Source organism: Pseudoalteromonas sp. APC 3495, assembly GCF_030407645.1.
GTDB lineage: Bacteria > Pseudomonadota > Gammaproteobacteria > Enterobacterales > Alteromonadaceae > Pseudoalteromonas > Pseudoalteromonas tetraodonis.
In genome coordinates this window covers 22983-46103 of the sequence record NZ_JASDDA010000027.1, presented here as the reverse complement: position 1 = coordinate 46103, position 23121 = coordinate 22983, and the positions used below count along the sequence as shown (strand labels likewise).

Sequence of the window (23121 nt, the reverse complement as noted above, 5' to 3'; positions counted from 1 at the left end):
ATTGATGTGAACGTAATCGCCGTGTATTCGCCATCCATGGCGAAGTCACGGCTTAACTTGCATCCATGCAAGTGATTACTCATCAATTTATAACTTTCGGGTGTGATCACGGGGAGTTGGAGTGTGTTGGTAGATTGGCTTTCTGAGGTAAAGATTTGTGACTATATCTAGTTTGTATAAGCGAGTAACTTTAATATGAGTAATGCATCATCTAAAAGCATTTTGCACGATGCGACACCCTCTTGGAATGGTTATAACTACCAAGGAAAAGTAGGCCTCTATGTTTGTTTAGTAAATATTCTTAATGAAGGCCGTGCAGGAGTTGATTTATCTGCTTTCGATACCTTCCTAGATGAGCACCATATTGAGTATGAATGGATTGAAGATTTTGCCATTAAAAGAGGTGAGGATTATTTATCTCTTCACCAAGTAAAACATAAAGGCGAAAATAAATTTAAAGACCATGTTGAAGCTATCGCAACAATTTTACATCGAAAGAATGGTGTACTGCCAGACACTGATATCTTTAAATACTTTACATTTAGAAGCAAAAAAAAAGGTGATAGTGCAGCTGAAAAAGAGAAGCTAAAAGCAGAAATAACTAAATGTATGCTGGTTAATGATAAAGGTTTATTAGATAGTAATTGGAAAGCTAATATTCAATCTGCCAATATTGAGTACCGCAGTAATCTTACAAAATGTATTACCGATTTTGAATCACTTTCGCAAAAGGCATTTAGCATCTCAACCACCTACTTTCATACTGCAGATGAAGTTGAACCACCTCTGGAAAGTATTACCAATATTGCAGGTATACCTAGCCATCTAATTCCAAATTTAGTTCAGCCGATGAGCCTTTCTTGCCAACAGGTTTTTCTTAGTTTTGATAACTCTAAAGTTTACAAGCTTGCACTATCTGATGATGCACTGAATCTGGAGCTAGATACTCTAATAAAGGAACTTTTAGCATTATTTCATCCTGGAGAAGCTTTTTCAGAAGAAGATATTAAATTATATAAAACAGCTTTATGTGCTTTGATTGATCAAAACTTAGTTATAAGACATAAACACATTAGAGATAAGCAGGATAATCACCTTCCTTACTTGCAAAGGACTAAGCCAAGTATTTCTTTTAATGAAATTGTACAAGAGTTAAAAAAAACTTATCGAGTTCAAGATGCTGCTTATTGGAATCAAGTTTGTCGAGAAAACTTTGAAAAAGCTTATAAAGAACAGCTTGATGAGCTCTATGATGACATTAAATATTCGACATCTGATGAAGATATCGAAGAATATCATCACTATATTGCGAGGTTAGAATCTGTGCGAATCAATATTATCGATAATTACTTTCCTAGCGAATGCGTCAGTTTCTTACGGAAAATATATCCTCATACCATAAAAAATACCAATATTCGTGAGTTTTATGAGGCAATATCAGAGCCACAAAAAATTAAGAGTGTTTTTCTAGATTTTATTCAAGAAGTTAAAAAACCATCAGGGAAATTAACACTTGCATGCAAAAATGACATTTTTGAATTTCAACCGAGCTGTATTGACTTCAATTTTACAAGGGCAAGGCGGAAAGATAGGGCGATAGATACAGTCAGGAAAGGGTTGGCTGACAATTATGGCAACCAATCGTTTATTCTTTCCAATGTTGATTACATTGTAGTTAACTCGACTGATGCTGAAGATGTTATTCCTGCAGGTATCGAGAAGATAACTCAGGTCGAAAGTTATGAACATACAAACTCAAATCTAAAAAGTTCAGACAAAATCACTCAACAGAAGGAAGTCAGCTTTATGGATAGTCGTAAAGCATTAGGAGAAATTAATGGATAAGTTATTTGATAACTTGATGGAACGACTTTTCATTGAATCTAACTTTTCTTTAACAAGATCAGAGTATGTTGAAGAAGATTATAAATGTTCAACTTTGCTTTATATTGGCCAAAATCAACAAGGCGATTATTTCATCTACCTCCAATTGCCTGAAAGATTACTGCCTTATGTTAACAATGACATTCAAATAAGATTAGCAGCGTTGATTAAAAATCAAGCTAATAATTTTGAGAAAATGACGGATGGTGAAGTGAAGATATCATCTTCATTTGATAAAAATGCAACTTTAATTATTTTCACTACGCATGTAGCCGGTGTTAATGAAAATGTAGTGAAGCAAGCTATTTCAATTGAAGAAGATCCTTACTTCTTCAAGAAACAAGTTTTATTGATATCTGATAAAGAGACTCCAACCCTTGCAATTAATTTTTCTGAAAATAAAGATAGTTTTATTGCTTATGTGCAACGTTTAATTTCAGATACAGAGCGGTTTAATGAGTTTACCAGTACTAATTTGTTTGGGCTAACTGATAAGGGAGTTGAATATTCCTTTATTGCTAGGCTTTATGAAAAAGTTCCTTTTTTGTCTTTAATGGTTACTCCTTCTAATCAGGAAGTCTTACAACAAAAAATAGATAATAAGTTAACTGCTGAGCAGTTAAGAGAGTGCGAAAAATTGCTAGATCTTGATTTAAATGATCTTGAAAGCTGGGTTACTGAACTTGTGAAGGAAGATAAAAGTAATGATTAAACTAGGAAGGATGCTAATTGATAACTTTAAATCTTTTAAAGAACCGGTTGAGTTTGATTTCACTGGTAATGATCTAGTTCTTTTTGATGGTCCAAATGGTTTTGGAAAGACAACAATTTTTGATGCTATTGAACTTTGTTTTACTGGAAAGATATCTCGAGTTAAGCATACTGACTCAAAGAACAAAGAAGATCATATTCTTAAGGGAGATAATAGTAAGTCAACGACTATTCAGTTAGAGCTTTTGGATGATACAAGTACCTTACTAGTTATTGGTATTCATATACCTGCAAATATCTCAGGCGAAGCAGGAAGGGTAGCAAAATATCAAAATGCCATTGAGCGTTTTGAAGCTGAGATGTGGCAGAATGAATCTGTTTTTCGTGAGTTAAGTAAAAAGAAGCTGGATGAAGGCAAATTAAATAATTTATTAGAGAATGAAAAATTAGAGAAAACTTTTACTTTGTTTAATTACATCCAACAAGAAGAGACGTGCCACTTCTTAAAACTTGATGAAAGTAAACGCCACCAAGAAATAAGTTACCTGTTTGGTACGATAGAAGAAAAAAATAAAGCAGATAAATTAGATGTACTTTCAGCCAAGCTGAAGAAAACAATAGATGACTATACTCCCTTAATCAAAAAAGAAGAAGGAGAGTTAGTACAGCTATCAAAGCCGACTACTGAGGCTGAAGATTCTGAAAGCATACTTAGCAGTGGGAAAATTGCTCTATTTAGTGATTTATCATCTAGCACTTTAGAGCAGCTTGAAGCTTATAAAAATAGTTTAGAGGGTGTTGAGTGGCTTATAAAAAATAATTCAGCTTATGAAAAGCTAAAATTTAATTATTTTTTGAATAAAATGACAACAGAGCGGACTGAACAACTCGAGAATTATTTAAAAGTTGGCTTAGTTGAAAATTATGAAGAGCTAACAAAAAAGCTAAATAAACATAGCTTGATTTGGCGCAAGGCGAAGAAAAAAGCTGATGTCTATAGTAAGTTAATTAGATTGTTTGATGATAAACCAAATAGCCTTAGCGAAGATATTTTAGATATTTACAAAGAAAATTTTTCTTCAAGCTATGATGTATTCACAACTGATATAGCTACATTTTTAAGCTTATCTAAGTCAAATAGTTCGCTGGGCTCTTTGCTTATTAAAATTGATGACAGTCGTAAAAATTTATTATCTCACTACAAAGAACATATTGGCTACGATGAAGCAAAAGAATATCAAGATATACCTTGTCCACTATGTGGTGATATGAAACCAACAGGACAAGCTTTACTTGATGAATATGAAGAACAATCGAAGTTTTTCTCTGATCAATTAGGAGATAATGACAAGTTACTTAAGATAATAACTGAAAAATTAATAACAGGCCTTATTGTCCCTTCTATTACTAAAATGCGAAACTACCTGTCTAAGTATAAAAATTACTTAAACTTTGATTTAAATCGTGTGAATAAACATAAAAATATAGAAAAGTCCGATTTCGAAAGTATGACTAAAATAAGAACATGGCTTGAATCCAATATTGGCGATTGCACACGTTTTATTGATAACAAACTACTTGTAGTTAATCAAAATTATGATGAAACCCAAGAGCAGCTCATTACTTTTATTAATAGTCATAAAAAGCAACTTTCAAATGAGCCGTTAAAAGAGTATCTACAATTAAAACAGGATCTAAAAACGTTAGGTTTAGAGTTTGATGAAAATGAAAAGTTGTCTATTGATTTGAATGATATTGACAGGGACTTTTCACTATTAACTCGATTGATTTTGCAGCAAAGCTCCTCATCTTACAAAGCAAAAAGTTTAAAGGTATCTCAATTAAAAGCTAAATTAGAAAAGTTAAAGCTAAAAAGGAAAGAAATAACGGCAATTAGTAAGGTCTATAGAGATGAAATTAAAGCTTATGAAAAAGGTGTAGCAAAACATATTGCAATACCGCTTTTTGTTTATAGCTCTAAAATATTACAGTCTCGTCCTGAGGGGAGCGGTATATTTTTAATTACTCCCACTAAAGGAAACGAAAAAGGCTTTATGAAGTTTAGCGCTACACCTAATGATAGTCATGATGCATGGAATACAATGAGTTCTGGGCAGCTGGCAGGTGTTGTTATCTCGTTTATGCTCGCTATGAATAAAGTTTACCCTTCTAAGTTATCTACTTTGATGATTGATGACCCAGTTCAAACTATGGATGAAGTTAACATGGCTTCTTTTGTTCAAATGATGCGATACGAGTTTCCTGAATTGCAAATTCTGTTATCAACTCATGAGAGTAAAGTCGCGAATTACTTTCATTATAAGTACAGTCAGGCCGGTTTAAAGTCTTTTCCTATAAATATGAAGAATAAGAGGCTGGAATCTATCAATTAAAATCACCCAACCGCTAATTTCGCAGCCTCATGCCACATGTCACTTGGCATGGGGTTGGTTAATTCCCACGTTATATTCATCGGCTGGCTGCCGTTGTGGCTTTGGTATTTAACCTCGCCGTAGTTTACAAACCCCATGGTTCGGCCGTTTTCGTCTTTGCCTTGTTCGCGCACAAACAACAGGATGGTTTTGCCTGTTTGTTGGTGTTGAATATAGCTTAGGCCGCGGCCGTGTTCTGGGCGGGCGCTGTTTTGCGTTTGCCAATGGAACAGAGTAGGGCTGATTGCGTAGTCGTGATACAGCGTGGTGGGCGAGTAGGTTTTTTCGCACTTGTTGAGTGTTACAAATAACAGCTCTAGGTTTTGGTTTTTAAATTCTAAAACGCCTTCGCGAGCGGTCGATTTTTTATCAAACGAGTGCGCCCCAAACGCGGCGAGTATTTGTTGGCGTGTGTAGCGGCTGTGTAATTTTATTGCGTGATTAGGTAAGCACGTTAAATCGCTTTCTTGCTGGTGAATGCGATTTATTAACAGCGTAATTACTTGCGCAAGTTCCTGCTGTAGCTCTTTGTGTTTAAGTGCCTGTAAGCTTTGCTCAAGCGTTTTAAAGTCTAAACTTGTGCCTGTGTTATCCCAAAAATTGTAATGCGCCATAAGCGCGTACTGTTGATTTTGTGGCGTTGGAGTAAAGCTAAAGTCGTTTTTACATAAATCACGTAAAAAGCATAAGTAACTGAGCGAGTCGCAGCCGAGTAATTGGGTGTTGATAGCGCGGTAATACGCGGCGTAAATATCGGCTTGCTCTGCGGGTATTTCATCACCTTTTAGCCAATGCCAGCCACCGAGCTTTCTATCTTTTGGTTTGTATATATCTTCCAGCGTGACTTGCGGGTTTATGCGTAAAAAATTACTGAGCGTAAGCGCATCATTAGTATGTTGTGAGTAGCTATTTATCAGCTGCTGTAAACGGCGTTTAGAGTTTATAGCTTGCTGAATATTTTTTAATATTGTTTGTTGTGTGCGCTTTTGTAGCTCTATACGGCAACCCAGCGGTAAATGCGGGAAGTTGTTTTCAATCTCGGTTTTTATCGGTTGGTTGCTTTTACCAATTAGCGCGCGGAATTTACTGGCAAAGTCGTATTCTGGACGGGCATTTCCTACAAAGTCGAGAACGGTGCAGCACTGTTTTTGACTGTTGTCGGGCAAGCGAAGGCCACGGCCGAGTTGCTGTAAAAATAGCGTTAAGCTTTCAGTTGGGCGTAAAAATAAAAGTGTATCGACCTCTGGAATATCGACCCCTTCGTTAAAAATATCAACCACGCAAAGTATTTGTATTTCGCCTTGGCGTAGTGCTTGTTGTTTGGCTGCGCGCTCATTGGTGTTTTTGCTGGTGAGTACATCGGCGTTTATGCCAGCTAAGTTAAACTTAGAGGCCATAAACTCTGCGTGCTTTTGGCTTACACAAAATGCCAAGGCTTTAATGTTGTGAACATTAGTCACTATATCAGCCAAGCTGGATATAATTTTGTTTGCGCGGCTGTTCTCGCCTGTATAAAGGTTACTTAGCTCGGTTATATCGTAACGGCCGCCTCGCCAAGTTATTTGGCTTAGGTCGGTGTCGTCATCTAATCCAAAGTATTGAAAAGGACATAAATGGCGTTGATTAATTGCCTCTGGTAAGCGAATTTCAGCGGCTATTACGCCACAAAAATCATCGAGTATATTTGCGCCATCTTGTCGCTCAGGTGTGGCGGTTAAGCCAAGTAATATTGTGGGCGTAAAGTGATTTAAAATAGCGCGATAACTTGCAGCGCTTACGTGATGTACTTCGTCTATTACTATGAAGTCGTAGTAATCATGCGTTAAATTGAGCGATTCAATTTGGCTGTTTAATGTTTGGATTGACGCAAATAATTGGTTGTAGCGTTGTGGTTTGTAGTTACCTACCCACAGCTCACCAAAGTCGTTATTTTTAAGTACACCACGGTAAGCACTTTGCGCTTGTTTAAGTATTTCTTCACGGTGGGCTACAAACAAAAAGTGTGTGTTTGGGTTTTTATCGTAAACGGTTTTAAAGTCGAACGCCGATATAATGGTTTTACCCGTGCCCGTTGCAGCAACCACTAAATTTTTAAAGCGATTATGCACGCTACGCTCAACGCTTAGTTTTTCTAAAATAGCGAGCTGATGGGTTTTTGGTGTTATATCAAAATAAAACTGGCTGCTTGCTTGGCCAACACCACGTTGTTCCTTGAGTGAATTAGTGAGCTTTTCTTTACATTCAGCTTTGCCTGTAAATAGCTCGAAATCTGGCGATTGCCAGTAAGTTTCAAAGGTACTTTTGGTTTTGGATATAATGTGCGGAATTTCTTGCGCGGTAATTTTTAAGTTCCACTCAAGGCCGCTGGTAAGCGCTGAATGCGATAAGTTAGACGAGCCAATATACCCAGTATGAAAACCTGTATTACGCATAAACAAGTACGACTTTGCGTGGAGGCGTTCTTGCTGATTGTTATAACTTAGCTTTACCTCGGTATTTGGTAGGTTTGCTAAAAACTCAACCGCCTTTGCATCCGTTGCACCCATGTACGAAGTGGTAATTACTTTGAGTTTATTACCGCTTTTGGTAAAGGCTTCAAGCTCGTTTTTAAATATGCGCAGCCCCGTCCATTTTATAAATGAGACAAGCCAGTAAATAGTGTCGGATGACTTAATCTCGCGCTTTAGCTCGGTTTCGAGCGATATTCCCGCATTCGCGCCGCTAAACAATTCACTTTGTGTAAGCCCTGTTAACGGAAAAATATCGTGAGAGTAATCTTTAAGATTTGCCGCAATAGGGTTTTGGGTATTAAACAACGCGGTGAGTATTCTGCCTTGGCTGTCGATAAGATTTTCATTGATCAGCTCGTCATCGCGAATATGATCTTTAAGCCAAAGCACAAGGCTGTTTGCGAGATTAATTTGCTCTTGTAAACGCTCGCTTGAATTAGGGATTGCATCGATTACATGTTCAACAAGCTTGCCTAAAAAGCGCGAAAGCCACGTAGCCGCCTCAGCTGATTCTAGTTGGCGTTCGCCCACATAAAATTGGTCACGATTTAAGTTTTGCTTAATTACTTGTGTAATTAACTGCTCGTAAATACCAATCTGTTGCATTAAATCGCTCCCTGTTTGCGAGCTTTCAGTTTACTAAAAAATGCAATGTAAACAAGCATTAACTCATTATTGAATTAAAGACCGCTGCCAAGAAAATTTCCCCGTCATTTTGCCCAAAAAGACTCAATTGATGAGTAATTAAATGCATGGATGCAATTAAAGCCGTGACAGGCATATGGATGTGCCTTACACGGCGGTTACGTTCATATCAATTTAGGCTTTGAGGAAAGTGCAAAATGCCCGGGGCGCCGTGGGGTTCCAAGGGGCGGTCGGCGGTATCCGCCCCTTGGTTGCCGTCGCCAACGCGACATTTTCTTTAGTTAATTAGACTATTTATTAATTTCTTCAACAGTTCTAATTACAGCTTTTTTTAAAGCGCTGCGCATAACTTCGTTAGTTAATTGATCCAATAATGTCTTATGGAGGACCCCCATACCCTCATTATTGGCCATAGTTGCATCAAATAATTCACGTGTAATTAATTCTTCCCCTAGCTTATTTACTAATGAAAGTGAAAAAGAAACATTTCTATTGCAGTCTAAAGTCCACGCACCATGACAATTAACATCAAAACTCATCAGGTCTGCAGAAATTAACATTTCAACTTGATTATTTATTGCAATATTACTTAGTAGTTTCGCTTCGCTAGATGCGGGTATTATGTCAATCTTTTTTGCATTTACACCTAATGATTGAAGTTCATCAATAAAGGCATTTCTTATAAAGTCGGCAACTCTAACAAATTCCTGTCCATCACTTGTCATGCCGATTGTTGCAGGGCCCATTCGCATAACTGCTTTTTCTGCTAATTCATCTTTAACAGTGGCAAGGTTTCTTTTATCTCTCCATTGGGTTACACCAATAGAGTCGATGTTTTTAACCTCTACACTTTCGATTGTTTTTTTATGGTATTCCACAGGGAATGAGTTTTGTATAGTACAACCAGATAAAATGGATAAGAAAGTGGCAGTTATAGTAAGTTTTTTTAACATATATTTATTTCCATATAAGGCTAAATATCGCACTTTTATCAAGTGCAAACCTAAAAAAGTTTAATTACTTACAATGATACACAAATTTTTATGAAAATAAGATCAATACTTTCAAATGGCTAAGTTATATTACAAATATAATAAACAGGTAAAAATTTGTAGGGGTCATTTCTATATAACTAAAAAGTAGATACAAACTCTCATCACAAACTGCTACAACAATCCCGCTCAGGCATGATTTAACAATTTGCTTAAACTATCTGTTTCTATTTTAGATTCAATCCTCTATATTCAGTCTAGGCGCTCAAATGAAAACAGCACTCAATTTAGGGATAAATAATGATTAAATGGATTTTATTGATACTACTTTGCCTATTTACTTCTCTCCCGCAAGCATACGAGCAATACTCGCAAGAACATTGCGATAGTATTGTAAAAGAACGTGAAACAATACGTTCACGGTTGCGTCAAAGCTATAAGGTGAAAGAAGGTGAGCGGTTAAAAGCACGGTTTAAATATTTGTTTGAAGAACTTGCAAAGCATTGTGATAAGCCCAAACAAACCAATCGAACATATCAACGCTCTTCGGCTTACAGCTCAAGTAACAATGCATTATTGCACACGCGGATGCCTAATATGAAATTGCATAGCGACAGCTATAGCGATCCCGAAAAGCTAGCTGCATGGTCTGAATTTTATACTTTACCAAAGCGATGCCGTTCGAAAGGAATGCAATCATCCGATTTCGTGTGGTGCAGTGAATACCGTGGTGAACAAAAGCGCTTATTTGAAGCCCGGTGGAACAAGCGACGATAAAGATGTTGAGCACAAAATGGCGCGTGCTATTTGTATTTATTGTGCTGTTAATTGCAGCGGCACTTATTGCTAATCACCTAACTGGGCGGGTATTCAACTACCATGATCCTATTGGCAGTGTACGGACTATTTACGAGGATTTAAAAGTCGAAATCGAAGTAGTTGAAGAAACAGAGCAAACTCTAATTAAACCCTCTGCAGGCTCGTTTACCACTAAAACAGTAATACAAAACCATTTACCACAAGCCGATACAGCGCGTTGTACTGATGTTTCATTAGGTGAAGTTAAATATAAGCGTAATGGCAATATTTACACTTGGACTGATAGCCATGGTGTGCCCCATTTTAGTGATACTAAGCCAGACTTTGCGGTTGAAACACTTGATACTGACTTTGTTGAGCCGCTCGATTACTTTGAATTAACGCTACAGGCCGCTAATTTACCGCCGTCGTTTACAGAAGAATTGCGGATAAAACTAAATACTGTGTTTAAAGTGTATGGCCAAATTATAGGGGCAGATGCATTAAAAAAGGTAAGGTTAAACCTGACCGTATTTGCAACACGAAGTCGTTACGAACAAGCGATTAAACAGCGCGGGGCAGATCTAAGTAATACAGATGGTATATATTTTCATGCTACTAACTCTGCGTTTATATATTATCGAAACGAACAAAGCGCAATGCGCACAGCAATACACGAAGCGGTACATGCTATAAACAAAGCAATACTAGGCACAACTCCTCGTTGGCTTAATGAAGGGCTGGCTGAATATTTTGAATATACCAAAAACAGCATGCAATTAGTCAGCATTGAACCTCACCTAAGTTGGATAAGTAACAAACACATAGCGCAAAGTGTTTTCACTATTAATTGGTTGATAGGTTTAGATAACAAATGGCAAACAGCTAATGACACTAAACTTTATGCGAGCAGTTGGGCGGCGATATATTTTTTAATGGACTCGAGCAAAGGCAAGCAGTTTTTAAAAAGCGTTATGTTAGCCGAGCAAAATTCACCTTGCAGTAAACTCACAGCTGAAACACTGGAAAGTATGTTGTATCAGCACTTTCCGCAGCTATCTAAAGACTATAAAACATGGTTAAACAAACCATTTATAAAGCACCGTTTTTAAAAAGATATTTAAAGCTGCGCTTTTCACGTCAGCAAGCTTAACGCCTACGTTGATAAAAAGCGCTAGGTTGTGTTTTCTGCCCGTCGCTCGCTGCTCGAAACCCGCTGTCTTCTCTTTGTGCATATATGGTTTTAAGTGATTTATTCACAAAGAGGTTATGAGGCGCTGGGCTGAAGAGGTAATGCAAAAGGGACTAGGCGATTTAAGCTCGCTGCTTTAAGCTCGAACCTCGAACCTCGAACCTCGAACCTCGAACCTCGAAACTCATTTCGTATCTATTTAAATAATATTGCAATCATATTAAATACCGCTAAACTAATCATTAGTTTATTAATGACCGATTAGGTAGTCATTTATGAGATCTGAACAAGCATTAAAGCTGGCGCGTCGATTGGGTGATTTAATTCGCCAGCACCGTACTTTACTTTATACCCAGAGCACGTTCGCTAAAATGATTGGTGTATCTCGCTCCACGGTACAAAAGCTTGAGCAAGGGGAGGTAGTAAAAAGCGATATATTGTTTGAAGCCCTTGTTGTACTCCAATTGCAAGGCTCATTGTTGGATGAAATTAACGAGCTTGCCGCAGATGTGGGCGGTTATAATGCAAGACAGCGTAAAAGCAATAAAACTCAGGTGATTAACGATGACTTCTGAAGCCTATGTATTTATTGACGGTTTAGAAGACAACCCGGTAATTTGTGGTTTTTTTAAGTTAAATACACAAACAGGCCGAGGTGAGTTTAATTATGGTAAAAGTTACCTTGCGCGCTCTGATGCGTTTGCGCTCGATCCGCTGCATTTACCATTACAGCCTGGCATCGTTAGTTATTCTGCCAATAAAGGTGTGTTTGGGGTGTTAAGTGATGCGGGAGCTGATTCGTGGGGGCGTAAGCTTATACTGTCGCTGCATAATACCAAACCAAAAAATGAGCTAGAATTTTTACTCGCAGGGTCTGGGTATGGTGTTGGCGCCTTGGTATTTAGTTTGTCGCGCAGCGCATCAAAACATAAAGCGAATAAAAATACATTAGCCGATTTAACCTTGTTGGATCAAGCAAAGGACGATTTGCTCGCCAATAAAACGATTTCACAAGAAGCAAAAAAAGCCTTTGAATTTGGCCAAAGTATGGGGGGAGCAAGACCTAAAACCTCTGTGAAAATTGACCAAAAACTTTATTTGGCAAAGTTTAATCGTCAAGACGATTTGTTTAATTTAGCTAGGGCTGAGCATGGCGCTATGTGTATGGCTAATGAATTGGGGATTCGCACTGCAAATACCCGTATTCATGAAACAGAAAATGGCGATGTTCTGTTAGTTGAACGTTTTGATGTAAGCGATGACTTACCAACTCATCACTTTTTAAGCGCCAATAGCTTATTACAAAAACCAAAAGTCGCGATAAGCGACTTAGCAACATACTATAGCTACGGTGAACTGGCTGAATTTATTCGCCACCACACAGGTGAGTTCGCTGCTGATGCTACAGAGCTCTACAAGCGAATGGTATTTAACGTATTTATTGGTAATACTGATGATCACAGCCGAAATCATGCATTTTTGTATCACTTTGCAGGGCAAACGTGGCGTATGAGCCCCGCTTATGATATTACCCCTATTAATAACTCAAAGCAGCATGGCATAGGGCTTGGTGATGATGGCCGATATGCTAGTATCGATAATTTACTGTCGCAAGCCAAACGCTTCGGCCTCAACAAGGCTCAAGCAACAAAAATAATTGCCGAGGTTGAGAGCTATACTCGCCAGTGGCCAGCGCACTTTAAACGTTTTGCTAATATCAGTGATATTGACATAAAACGCTTAGAAAGCGTGATACCCTCTATAAGTTAAAGGCTAATAAAGCAGTCATTAGTGGTTTAATGACTGATTAAGTAGTCATTTATTAATTGGCGCTTATATGAACCTTAAAGCGGGAATGAGAAGGCAGCGGGCTTCGAGCGACGAGGCGCGGGTAAAATGCAAAAGCCTATAAATACGCGATATAAAATTGCTGCTACAGAATAATATTTGGCTTTTTTATTTCCTCTAAAAGCGCAGCGCCTCATAATCTCTGTGGTGCATAAATCACTTAAAAAATATATAACCACAGAGAAGCGAATGAGGGTAAATGAGAAGACAACGGGCTTCGAGCGACGAGTAGCGAGCTTGCACAAATACTAGAACCTAAAACCTAGCTCGTAGCCCGAAACCCGCGTTCCAAACATAAAGCGCGCTGCATAAAGCCCTGCCTACAGGTTAGTCGGCCAGGGCGCTATTTGTGGGTTGATAAGCGCCATTATCTAACGCATCAAAGTAGGCTTGATAACGGCCGTTTTGTTTAAATTTAAGTAATTGCTGGTTAAATATTTCAAGCCGCTGTTCACTGCGTGGGTTATTTTTAGGGAACATCATAAAGCTTTGGTTTACCAACAAAGCTTTGGGGTGGTGATTAATAGCGCTGAATAGGTCAGGTAATTTACTCGCTAATGTGAAATAGCCTACGCTTTGCTCTTCGGCAAAGGCGTCGATTCTGCCCATAGCTAAGCGTTTAAAGTTTTGCTCTGTGGTACTTACTCGCGACATATCGAATAAGCCTTCATCGGCTGCTTTATCAAAGTCTTTGCCGTAACTGTAGGCAAGCCCACCACCGAGTAATAAGCCTTTTAAATCGTTTAGATTTTGCCAATCAAAAGGGCGTTGTTTATGATAAAAAAATACAAAACGCTCGTTTAACACTGGCTCACTGTAAAAATAATCCTCAGTACGTTGTTGTTCAAACATCCATACGGCAGTGGCTGCGTACTTATCATTAATGGTGTCGTGGTAGGCACGCGGCCACGGTAAAAAGGTAAAGTTAACTTTAATGTTAGCTTGTGCAAATATATCGGTAATTAAATGCGCAACCACGCCTTTGTGAGGCAGCGATTCGCTTAAAAAAGGCGGCCATTCGCCTGTACTTATATTTAAAGTAGCATGGTGATTAGGCGCTTTGCTTGAGGGTTGTATTGCTTCAATTGCGTGCGTGTAATGACTGGTAAAAGCCATCAGCAAAAAAGATGCGATATAAATACGGTATCTTAATTTAGCTGATAACATAACATGCATGTGTATAAGTCTCTCCTTCTATTAAATATACCCTTTTTGGATATAAAGCGGCTTTGAGCGTTGCTTAAAAAACAGGCTATTTTAAAGGCGTTAACTGAATGTAGGCTTAAGGGCTATACCGTCGCTTTACAGACTTATTTTAAGATTTTTATGTTACCGCGTTATTCTTTTGTTTGCATGTTTTTTGCGCGTTCTTCTGCATCGATGAGTGCTTGTGATTTAGGCGCGCGTTTTTTTTCTTCTATTTTTGGTTTTTGTGGTGAATTTGGATCCCAGCTTTCATCAAGCGATAAGTTAGCAAATGGATTGCTGCTTTGTGATGAGTTATCGGGCTTACTTGGCTCTTCAGGGGCAACCTTTACTTGCTCAGGCATTACTTTAGTTTTTTTAGTTGGTAGTGGCGCGTCGGGATCGAAAGTGCGTACTTCTGGCTCTTTAAAGTCGTGTTCAGTGGTTGAGCTTAATGATGAACGCTGCGTTTTTGCAGGATGGAAATCAGCTTGTGGCTGATGGGGTACAATGGGTTCAGGTGCGCTGTGTGAAGGCTTTATAGGCGCTTCTTGTTGTACCTTTTTGATTGGCTGATTTATAGGATTACGCTGAATTTTGGTTTGTTTGGCTTCGGGGTCAAAATCTCTTACTTGTGGCTCGGCAAACTCTGTTGCATTTTTTATCCGCTCTAAGGTTGCTTTAGCAGCTGCTTCAAACTCTGCCGTGTTAGGCTCCGGCTTTATTTTCACTGTATTAACTCGACTAGAATCAGGCTCTTTACCCTTGCTTTCGACGGCTGGGTTTTGCAGATCAGAGCCAGTCACCATTCGCTCAGTAACAACACTGTGAGTTTGATCATTGTCGTGACTTGGGGACATTTGCAATGGTATGCCAGTATCAGCCGTTTGTTTATTTTGCTTAATATTGCGCAGGCGCATTAATACCACAACCGTAATTACCACAATTAACAATAGTGCCACACTTGGTAATACTAGCGAGATTATATTAGCCCCTTTGGGCATTGAAGAGGCAATAACGGCTGTTTGCTCGCTGGCTTTTATAGTGATAGGTACGGCGGTTTGTGCAGGCTCAACGGTGGCTTTTTTTACCTCTGGTTGCGTATTTTCCTCAGTGTTTGATAATTCACTGGCCGGTATTTTGCCGGGCTGTGCATTTTTTTCAGAAGCGCTGCTTTGTTCAGCCGCTGCTGTTACATTGACTTGTGACTCATCAGGTGCTGTTGTGGTTGATGCTACTGGGGCATTTTTTTTAGCTTGCTCTATAGTTTGAGTGGCGCTTTTTTCGATTACATTATTTTGGGGTCCAGTTGCACTTTGCTCAGTTGCAGCGTCTGGGAACGTTGACTGTAAAGTGGGTTCTGTTTGTTGTGATTTTACAACCTCCGGGGTCGATTGTTCAATAACCGGCTGCGGTTTAGGCTTTGGTACTGGCAAAGTGCGTGCCGCTTGCGGATCACTGCAGTTTTTTTCAAAGTCTCGCGCAGCATTACGGTATTTACGGCTGGCTTTATTACTGCTGTGTTGCTGCATTTCTTGTTTTATAAGAATACACATAGCTTCGTTATAAGCGGCACTGCTGGCACTATAAAACAAAGCAAAACAAAAAAGTAAGCAACTCAGTAACGGTTTCATAAAACTCAAAAGTGGTTAAGCATCAATGCCCTAATCTTAAGCGTAAAGTGAAAAATTATCTAGGGTTTAGCAATTTCGCGCGCTAAGCCTAAATTAGTCAATCACCATTAAGCTGCGGTACTCGTCGTAAGCAAATTGGTCAGTCATGCCGCTAATGTAGTCTTGAATTAACCGACAGCGATAATAAAATTCATAGGCGGCAAAATGATCGGGCTCTTCTTGCATCGCATTTATGGCATGCTGATAGCTACTTAAATGCTTTTTAGAGAGCTTTTTAACGAGTCTCGATTCTATTAATAAGCGGTTGTCGCCATGCAATGCACGTTTAAAGTCATCGCTACTCAAAAGCAGCAAAGGTTTATAACAATCGAGTAGGCCATTAATAATACGGTAGCCTTGCAGTTCGAGCTTTTCGACTTCTTTGTGCGAAAATACATGCTCAAGCGCGACTTGTTTGAGCGCTTGGGTTGCTGCATGCAGGTAGCTGCGATCTTCTAATAATGCATGGTTAAAGTCGCCATGATAAATTGGCTCTATGTTTTCAATAAAGCGTTTTGCGGCATGGTTTACTAGCGGGTGCAGTAATGACACGCGTAAATAAATAAAAAACTCACTATTAAAATTAAAGGGCTGTGCTTGTGCCCGTTCTATGGCGTAGTTTATAGCGTCGTCCACAAAGCTTTGGTGTTGGGTGTCGTTAAGAGCGAGGTTAATTAATGCTTTTTGATACTGCTTTTTTAGTTGCTCGCATAATAACTGTGTGGTGATAATGTCTTTTTCTACGGCGTCTTCTATGTCGGCAAGGCAATAAGAAATATCGTCAGCGGCTTCCATAATATAACTGGCAGGGTGACGGCAATAGGGCTCCATTTTCAGCTCAGTTTGCAGTGCTTCAACAAAGCTTTTTTCACTGTAGTAATACCCCACTTTTTTCATAATGTAGTTTTTATTTTGAGGAATATCTTGCTTCGCTAAACTTGCTGGACGGGTGTATTTTAAAATAGCGGCAGTTTGGCTATAGGTTAAATTTAGGCTCAGCAAAGAGTGAATAATGCGTATGCCTTGAGCGTTGCCTTCAAAGCTGCAAATATCTTGGGCTAAATGTTTAAAAATAACGCCAATGCTGCTGTTCGTTGTTTGGCAACGCTCAGGCGTAATGCTGGCTAAATTAGCATTAAACCAATTATTAATAGCCGCTTCGCCAAAGTGACCAAACGGCGGGTTACCTATATCGTGCATCAGGCAGGCCATTTCTACTAGGGTTTCTAGTGGGCGCTCTAAACCCGACAAACCATATTCTTTTTGTTGCTGGTAATTTAAATTGGCAAAAATGCGCTGCACAATAAAGCGGCCAACTTGCTGAACTTCTAATGAGTGAGTTAGGCGCGAACGCACAGCCGCGTTGCGCTCCAGCGGAAATACTTGGGTTTTTTGTTGCAGCCGACGAATGGCTGCACTATTAATAATTCGGCCACGATCGCTCTCAAGCGCCATTTGTAAATTGGCAGTGGTGCGCTGCATACGTGCAGGGGTTACTTTGCTACTGAAGTTGATCATGGTAATCCTTTTTTATGTGAATTAAGCACTTATTAAACGCACGATTATTTATTTTTAATAGTTTGCTTTAATTTATCAGCATGTATCATAAAGTAACAACTTGCTTTAGTATTATTTTTTATAAAATTAACATACATCTAGGTATTTAAAATGAAGTTGTGGATCACTAAGGTAATGTGTTTTTGCCTTTTATTGGGTGTGAATAGTGCGTTTGCCGCTAAAGAGCAAACGGTTGTTATGATCTCTATTGATGGCTTGCGTTGGGATTACATTGAAAAGCACGGTGCGCCTAATTTAAAAGCAATGGGTGAGCAAGGCGTAAGAGCGCAAAAAATGCAGCCTGTTTATCCTACTAAAACGTTTCCAAATCATATTTCGGTGATCACCGGTTTACTGCCAGTTAACCATGGCATTGTAGATAATAAGTTTTGTGACAAAGCGCGCAATAATGAATGCTACAGCATGGGGAAAGGACAAAAAGACAGTACCTGGGTACGCGGCACGCCACTGTGGAATTTAGTTAAAATGCATGGGCTTAAATCGGCGGTATACTTTTGGCCTGAGTCGGATGCACGCTTTAATGGTATGACGCCTGACTATTACTTTCACTACTCTAAACAAGGTGACTACCAAGACCGAATTGATCAAATCATTCAATGGTTAAGCTTACCTAAAGCACAGCGCCCACGTTTTGTGGCGAGTTATTTTTCGTTAGTGGATAGCATGGGGCATGAATATGGCCCTGATGCGGTTCAAACGCGTGATGCCGTTAAACAGCTAGATGCGCTGATGGGGCAATTAAAAACCCGCTTGAGTAAGTTAGAGCAAGAGGTAAATCTGGTGATTGTGTCTGATCATGGTATGGCACAAGTTGAGCCTGAGCAGAGCATTGTTGTGAGCAGCTTACCTAAAGATGATAATTTTATGGTTGTTAATACCGGTCCTCGATTACTTATTTATACTAAAAGCGATGCTAAAAATGCAGATGTAGAGGCTTATAAAGCCCGTTTACAACATGCAGCAAAAGGACGCTACACGGTACTAACAGAGGAGCAGCTTGCAGGGTATCACTATAATAAAGGCACTCGTGTGGGCGATATTGTGGTACAAACGACAGCGCCTGCGGTATTTAGCAATAGTGCGAAAGTGCCTTACTTAGGAACGCATGGCTATGCCTATACCGATGATATGGCAGCAACATTTATTGCTACCGGGCCGGCGTTTAAAAAAGGGATGAGCATTGAGCGAGTGAATAATTTAGATATTTACCCTGTGCTTGCTAAGGTGATGGGTTTAAAGCTAATGAGTAAAGTGGATAGCGATGGTAAAACCTTACTCCCTGCCATACAACAGAAAATGATTAATCATTAAAAAAGAGCGCCGAGGCGCTCCGCAAGGGAAACTTAATTGGTTAGCATGGGTAATTTACCCATGCTGATATTGTTATTTAAGCTGAATTTTGAGAATACATTTATTATTCAGCATTGAGCTTATTTAAAGTTAGCGATACTGGTTTTTGTGTCGGTAACGGTACGAATGGCGTAAGACTGATTGGTCACCCCAAATGGAATACCGTTTACGCTCCAGTTAGGGTTTGAGAAATAGTCGTACTGCGTTGCACTGCCAAATACAAATGGGTAGGCCATAATACTGGCAAATTCATTTTGTACACCGTGCCCCATACCATCAACGTATACACCACCGGCTGTATCGCCTTGCTTACGTGAATGCGCTAAACCTTGGTTATGACCAAGCTCATGAACAAAGGTTGTGGCTCCACAATCGATTGCGGTGATTGAGTACATACGGCTGCTCATTGAGCTGTATAAATTACCATTTGTGCCTTGGCCAACCCATGCTAAGCCACATGAAATTAAACCGTTACCTGCACTTTGGCCTGTACCGAGTACGGCAACCATGTCGGCTTTCCAATCATTGCGTAAACCATCTACGTAACTACTATTTGTGACGGCATTTAACCAATCTTCAGAAGGGGTTACTGCATAGTCACCTAAATTTTGAGTCCCAACTAAACGTAGCGTAATGTCAACGCCATTTTGGCTGTATACCTGGTTACTAAAAGCAATAAGCTGATTAATTTTGGTATTGATATTACTGGTAGCTGCTGCAGATTGGTCGGTATATAAAATACCGATATCAATGGTTTCTGCTGACACTGTGCTGGCCGCACATAGCGCCGTTGCAATAGCGGCTGTTGAAATTACTTTTTTCATTGTTGTATTTCCTTACTTTTTACGATTGCAGTGTTTACTGCTAGGTCTTGTTGCCTGCGTTGACAGGTTTGTTTAAAAAGAGGGCGTGTTTTCAGCACGAGGTGCAAATGGGTCTATGTCATCCGCATTTTTTGGTGCAGGTTCACCAACCTGATGCTCTATATGTGTTTTATATAGGTCACGCTTAGCTGCAATCCAGCCATATTGACCTTTACTTTCAAGAACATAATTACCACTTGGGGCTGTAAATTGACCGTAAACCGCATCATTGCCAACGGTTAATATGGTGGTGTGCATTGCGCCATTGGCCCCAATAACCTGACCAACAATGCTTTTATCGCCGTTACTGGCATGGGTTACATTGGTTATTTCAGCGCTGTAGGTTTCTGCGGTTTGTGGTATTGCAAGGTCAAAATTATCACCCGTTTTGAGGGTTTTTAGCGCCGCTAGATCAAATTCTATGTAGGCTTCATTTTGTAAATCGGTAGGCAGTACTTTTGCCGCTTTAAGTATTTCTTTGGCCTTGGTTGAAGGTTTATTGATTGCGTCAAATGAGTTTTCAATAACGGCTAACTTTGCTTCTGAGGGGGCGGTTTTAATAGGGTCTTTACTCATATCGATTGGCAATGGCTTACGTGTTTGTTTTGCAAATTCAGAATCAACAGGAACGATATCAATAGCAATGGGCGCTTCTACCTCATCGACTTTTTTCTGATTATTAAGCAGCTTATATATGGCAAATACAGACAAAGGAATAGCGATAATTAAAACAATGTAACGTTTCATCTGTTTCTCTTTTAGGGTAATTGGTGAACTAATTGTTAGGTTTTATATTGAGAATAGGATGAGATCAAATTTAAATTGTAACCATAAAGTGTTAACGGGTGTTTTTATAACTCATTGTAAGTATTTGCTTTACCTTTTTTAGGTATTTGTTTTTGATTTAATAAGTGTGGTTTTTTGTAGTAATGACGCACCCTGTGGCATGTTTTTAGGTACGCATGTGTTTTTTAAATTGCAATGATTTTGAAAGACAAAACTGACCAATAATTTTTTTTAGTAACGTGATCATTTTTCATTATTCATTATTCAAAATTGCAAAGTATAAATAGGCAAAGTATGTTGTAACATTAGGGTTTCTTAATGAGGGAATTATGGCAGGGACTGATCAGTTACTTAGTCGCACTATGGCGGGACTTGTTGCCGTTATTATTGGTTTTTCAAGTTCAATAGCATTGATTTACCAAGTGGTGATCACTTTAGGTGGCACACCTGAACTAGTGGCAAGCTGGATATTAATGCTGGGCTTGGTAATGGGCAGTACCTCTATTGTGTTGTCGTTTTATTATAAAGTGCCTATTTTAATTGCATGGTCTACCACTGGGGCTGCATTACTAATTTCAAGCGCGCAAGGCTATAGCCTACATGAAGCGATAGGTGCATTTATGCTCTCAGCCTTATTGGTGCTGGTGTCGGGAATAACGGGGTGGTTTGAAAAAATCATGAACCGTATTCCCAGTGAACTGGCTTGTGCCATGTTAGCGGGGGTATTAGTCACATTTGGCATTGATGTGTTTAACTTTATGAACGATATGCCATTAGTTATTGGTTTAATGGTGGTGGTGTACTTTATTGGTAAGCGCTTTTTTGCCCGTTTTGCGATGCTAAGTGTGTTTCTAGCGGGTATATTTTTAGCGTGGTATATGGGCAATATCGATACCAGTACCGTGCATTGGCAAGCCAGTAGTTTTACTTATATTTCACCAAGCTTTAGTTTGCAGGCATTTGTAAGTATAAGTATTCCTTTATATATAGTCACTATGACCTCACAAAACTTACCCGGTTTCGCTATTTTGAAAGCGCATAATTATAAGGCGCCTATATCATCGTCATTAACTGTGACCGGGTTAATAAATTGTGTGACGGCTCCCTTTGGTACCTATTCTATTAATCTAGCAGCCATAACAGCGGCTATTTGTATGAGCGAAGAGGCCGATAAAGACCCTGATAAGCGTTATTGGGCAAGTATTGCTGGTGGCGTTTTTTACATAATTATGGCGTTATGTGCGGCTATGTTAGTGGCAATTGTGGCAAGCCTGCCACAGGCCTTAGTATTGGCGCTGGCGGGTATTGCTTTGTTTGGCACTATTGCCAATAGTTTGCAGCAGTCTTTGCATAGTGCTGAATATACTGAAGCGGCCATTATTACTTTTTTAGTCACGGCCTCAGATTTAACTTTATGGTCGGTGGGCTCTGCCTGTTGGGGAATAATTGCCGGAGCAATTACATTAATAGTGACACGTAAGCGCTAAGCGCAGCTTTGAGTTATAAGTTGTCAGCTATCAGAAAGTGATACAAGAGAAAGCGCGAGATATACTCGCGCCTACAAGCTTTCACCGCACTTGGCTAATCTCCAGCTGAACGCTGAGAGCTAAAACCTAACCGCTGCTCTCTTTTTTATAGCATTGGCTTTAACACATCAAACATGGCGTCGATGTGATCGTCACGATCATTTAGGGCTGCAATGTATCGGTATTTTTCGCCGCCAGCTTCTTCAAAAATTTCTCGGTTTTCACCTTCTAATTCTTCAAGTGTTTCAAGGCAGTCGGCGCTAAATGCAGGGCTGATAATTGCGATATCTTTAACTCCTTCGCTAGGTAAGCTCTCAAGAGTTGCATCTGTGTATGGTTTTAACCATTCAGCTTTACCAAAGCGACTTTGAAAAGTAGTGATCACTTTATCTTTGTCTAGCCCTAGTTTTTCAACCACTAAACGCGTGGTTTGTTGGCAGAGGCAGTGATAGGGGTCGCCATTATCCAAAAACTGTTTAGGCATACCGTGGTATGAAAACACCATTTTTTGTGGCATTCCGTTTTTTTCTAAATCTTCGCTAATGCTGTTAGCGAGTGACTCTAGGTAGGTTGGGTTTTTGTGATACCCATTTACAAAGTGCAGCTCTGGCACCCAGCGCCATTTTTTTAATACATTGGCAACCGCATCAAATGTGGAGCCTGTGGTTGGGCTTGAATACTGCGGGTAAAGTGGCAGCACAATAATACGGGTTAAACCTTTGTCTCTAAGCTCTTCAAGGCCCGCTTCGATTGATGGATTACCATAGCGCATCGCCATAACCACTTCGGTGTTGGTATAGCCATGCTGTTTTAATAAGGCATTTAATTTAAGGCTTTGCTGGCGTGTAATGTGAGTCAGCGGCGAGCCATTTTCGGTCCATATACTTTTATATAATTTAGCTGAGCGTTTTGGGCGAATACGCAAAATGATGCCGTGAAGAATGATCATCCACACTATACGTGGTATTTCTACAATACGCGGATCTGACAAAAACTCACGTAAGTAAACACGTAACGCGCTTGCTGTGGGGGCATCGGGGCTACCTAAGTTGGTTAATAAAATACCTGTTTTTTGGTTAAAACGCCCGTCGTGGGGATTATCGGTAACGGCAGAAAATCGCGACACTGTGTGCTCCTTCAAGCAATAT

At 39.5% G+C, this 23121-nt stretch carries 17 protein-coding genes; 9 read left to right on the top strand and 8 right to left on the bottom strand.

What is annotated here, in order from left to right; genetic code table 11:
- The first annotated feature begins 195 nt into the window (after positions 1–195).
- Genes QL984_RS11905 through QL984_RS11895 form a run of 3 tightly spaced genes read left to right on the top strand, consistent with a single transcriptional unit; the run spans position 196 to position 4988 of the window.
- Positions 196–1845, top strand: coding sequence for an ABC-three component system protein (locus QL984_RS11905; RefSeq protein WP_138764729.1), 1650 nt, complete (start codon positions 196–198; stop codon positions 1843–1845).
- Entirely contained in the window at positions 1838–2596 is a 759-nt protein-coding gene (locus QL984_RS11900; protein WP_138764730.1) for an ABC-three component system middle component 1, read from the top strand. Before QL984_RS11905 ends, QL984_RS11900 begins: the two co-directional genes overlap by 8 nt.
- Positions 2589–4988 (top strand): AAA family ATPase, encoded by a 2400-nt coding sequence (locus tag QL984_RS11895; protein WP_138764731.1) that lies wholly within the window; start codon positions 2589–2591, stop codon positions 4986–4988. The genes QL984_RS11900 and QL984_RS11895 overlap by 8 nt, the downstream gene beginning before the upstream one ends.
- 2 nt (positions 4989–4990) lie before the next feature.
- Here QL984_RS11895 and QL984_RS11890 read toward each other — a convergent pair whose 3' ends face one another.
- A complete protein-coding gene (locus QL984_RS11890) occupies positions 4991–8143 on the bottom strand; it encodes a DEAD/DEAH box helicase (protein WP_138764732.1) in 3153 nt (1050 codons plus the stop codon).
- Between the two features lie 329 nt (positions 8144–8472).
- Complete coding sequence (locus tag QL984_RS11885) at positions 8473–9135, bottom strand: hypothetical protein (RefSeq protein WP_036955386.1); 663 nt, start codon at positions 9133–9135, stop codon at positions 8473–8475.
- Between the two features lie 339 nt (positions 9136–9474).
- On the opposite strand from QL984_RS11885, the gene QL984_RS11880 reads away from it, so the two are divergent.
- From QL984_RS11880 to QL984_RS11865, 4 genes are all read left to right on the top strand, one after another.
- Positions 9475–9951: a hypothetical protein gene (locus tag QL984_RS11880; protein WP_138764733.1), complete on the top strand. Its 477-nt coding sequence runs from the start codon at positions 9475–9477 to the stop codon at positions 9949–9951.
- Positions 9952–9953: 2 nt separating this feature from the next.
- The gene (locus QL984_RS11875) at positions 9954–11084 is read left to right on the top strand and encodes a DUF1570 domain-containing protein (RefSeq protein WP_290172801.1); all 1131 of its coding nucleotides are present in this window, start codon (positions 9954–9956) and stop codon (positions 11082–11084) included.
- 355 nt (positions 11085–11439) lie between these two features.
- Positions 11440–11739 carry a helix-turn-helix transcriptional regulator gene (locus tag QL984_RS11870; RefSeq protein WP_004589614.1) on the top strand — a complete coding sequence of 100 codons (300 nt, stop codon included), beginning with the start codon at positions 11440–11442 and terminating at the stop codon, positions 11737–11739.
- Entirely contained in the window at positions 11729–12934 is a 1206-nt protein-coding gene (locus QL984_RS11865) for a HipA domain-containing protein (protein ID WP_290172799.1), read from the top strand. The genes QL984_RS11870 and QL984_RS11865 overlap by 11 nt, the downstream gene beginning before the upstream one ends.
- Before the next feature lie 405 nt (positions 12935–13339).
- Here the strand turns inward: QL984_RS11865 and QL984_RS11860 are convergent, their stop codons facing one another.
- The 3 genes from QL984_RS11860 to dgt all read right to left on the bottom strand — a co-directional run bounded on the left by QL984_RS11860 (position 13340) and on the right by dgt (position 17388).
- The gene (locus QL984_RS11860; RefSeq protein WP_013462869.1) at positions 13340–14188 is read right to left on the bottom strand and encodes a transporter substrate-binding domain-containing protein; all 849 of its coding nucleotides are present in this window, start codon (positions 14186–14188) and stop codon (positions 13340–13342) included.
- Between the two features lie 161 nt (positions 14189–14349).
- Positions 14350–15831, bottom strand: a complete 1482-nt coding sequence (locus QL984_RS11855) for a hypothetical protein (protein WP_138764389.1) — start codon at positions 15829–15831, stop codon at positions 14350–14352.
- Between the two features lie 93 nt (positions 15832–15924).
- Positions 15925–17388: a dGTPase gene (gene dgt, locus QL984_RS11850; RefSeq protein ID WP_016899096.1), complete on the bottom strand. Its 1464-nt coding sequence runs from the start codon at positions 17386–17388 to the stop codon at positions 15925–15927.
- A gap of 150 nt (positions 17389–17538) precedes the next feature.
- Here dgt and QL984_RS11845 point away from each other — a divergent pair, with 150 nt between their 5' ends.
- Positions 17539–18759, top strand: coding sequence for an ectonucleotide pyrophosphatase/phosphodiesterase (locus QL984_RS11845; RefSeq protein ID WP_128583678.1), 1221 nt, complete (start codon positions 17539–17541; stop codon positions 18757–18759).
- Between the two features lie 119 nt (positions 18760–18878).
- On the opposite strand, the gene QL984_RS11840 is transcribed toward QL984_RS11845, so the two are convergent.
- Together QL984_RS11840 and QL984_RS11835 are read right to left on the bottom strand one after the other, a co-directional pair.
- Complete coding sequence (locus QL984_RS11840) at positions 18879–19622, bottom strand: zinc-dependent metalloprotease family protein (protein ID WP_024602595.1); 744 nt, start codon at positions 19620–19622, stop codon at positions 18879–18881.
- Positions 19623–19694: 72 nt separating this feature from the next.
- Entirely contained in the window at positions 19695–20408 is a 714-nt protein-coding gene (locus QL984_RS11835; RefSeq protein ID WP_290172798.1) for a hypothetical protein, read from the bottom strand.
- A 368-nt stretch (positions 20409–20776) separates the two neighbouring features.
- On the opposite strand from QL984_RS11835, the gene QL984_RS11830 reads away from it, so the two are divergent.
- A complete protein-coding gene (locus tag QL984_RS11830) occupies positions 20777–21934 on the top strand; it encodes a benzoate/H(+) symporter BenE family transporter (RefSeq protein ID WP_290172797.1) in 1158 nt (385 codons plus the stop codon).
- A gap of 145 nt (positions 21935–22079) precedes the next feature.
- Here QL984_RS11830 and hemH read toward each other — a convergent pair whose 3' ends face one another.
- Entirely contained in the window at positions 22080–23099 is a 1020-nt protein-coding gene (gene hemH, locus QL984_RS11825; RefSeq protein ID WP_138764386.1) for a ferrochelatase, read from the bottom strand.
- Between the last annotated feature and the right edge of the window lie 22 nt (positions 23100–23121).

Coding starts and splice junctions, on each gene's coding strand:
- QL984_RS11905 (WP_138764729.1), top strand. CDS start 196: ATGAGTAATGCATCATCTAAAAGCATTTTGCACGATGCGACACCCTCT.
- QL984_RS11900 (WP_138764730.1), top strand. CDS start 1,838: ATGGATAAGTTATTTGATAACTTGATGGAACGACTTTTCATTGAATCT.
- QL984_RS11895 (WP_138764731.1), top strand. CDS start 2,589: ATGATTAAACTAGGAAGGATGCTAATTGATAACTTTAAATCTTTTAAA.
- QL984_RS11890 (WP_138764732.1), bottom strand. CDS start 8,143: ATGCAACAGATTGGTATTTACGAGCAGTTAATTACACAAGTAATTAAG.
- QL984_RS11885 (WP_036955386.1), bottom strand. CDS start 9,135: ATGTTAAAAAAACTTACTATAACTGCCACTTTCTTATCCATTTTATCT.
- QL984_RS11880 (WP_138764733.1), top strand. CDS start 9,475: ATGATTAAATGGATTTTATTGATACTACTTTGCCTATTTACTTCTCTC.
- QL984_RS11875 (WP_290172801.1), top strand. CDS start 9,954: ATGTTGAGCACAAAATGGCGCGTGCTATTTGTATTTATTGTGCTGTTA.
- QL984_RS11870 (WP_004589614.1), top strand. CDS start 11,440: ATGAGATCTGAACAAGCATTAAAGCTGGCGCGTCGATTGGGTGATTTA.
- QL984_RS11865 (WP_290172799.1), top strand. CDS start 11,729: ATGACTTCTGAAGCCTATGTATTTATTGACGGTTTAGAAGACAACCCG.
- QL984_RS11860 (WP_013462869.1), bottom strand. CDS start 14,188: ATGCATGTTATGTTATCAGCTAAATTAAGATACCGTATTTATATCGCA.
- QL984_RS11855 (WP_138764389.1), bottom strand. CDS start 15,831: ATGAAACCGTTACTGAGTTGCTTACTTTTTTGTTTTGCTTTGTTTTAT.
- dgt (WP_016899096.1), bottom strand. CDS start 17,388: ATGATCAACTTCAGTAGCAAAGTAACCCCTGCACGTATGCAGCGCACC.
- QL984_RS11845 (WP_128583678.1), top strand. CDS start 17,539: ATGAAGTTGTGGATCACTAAGGTAATGTGTTTTTGCCTTTTATTGGGT.
- QL984_RS11840 (WP_024602595.1), bottom strand. CDS start 19,622: ATGAAAAAAGTAATTTCAACAGCCGCTATTGCAACGGCGCTATGTGCG.
- QL984_RS11835 (WP_290172798.1), bottom strand. CDS start 20,408: ATGAAACGTTACATTGTTTTAATTATCGCTATTCCTTTGTCTGTATTT.
- QL984_RS11830 (WP_290172797.1), top strand. CDS start 20,777: ATGGCAGGGACTGATCAGTTACTTAGTCGCACTATGGCGGGACTTGTT.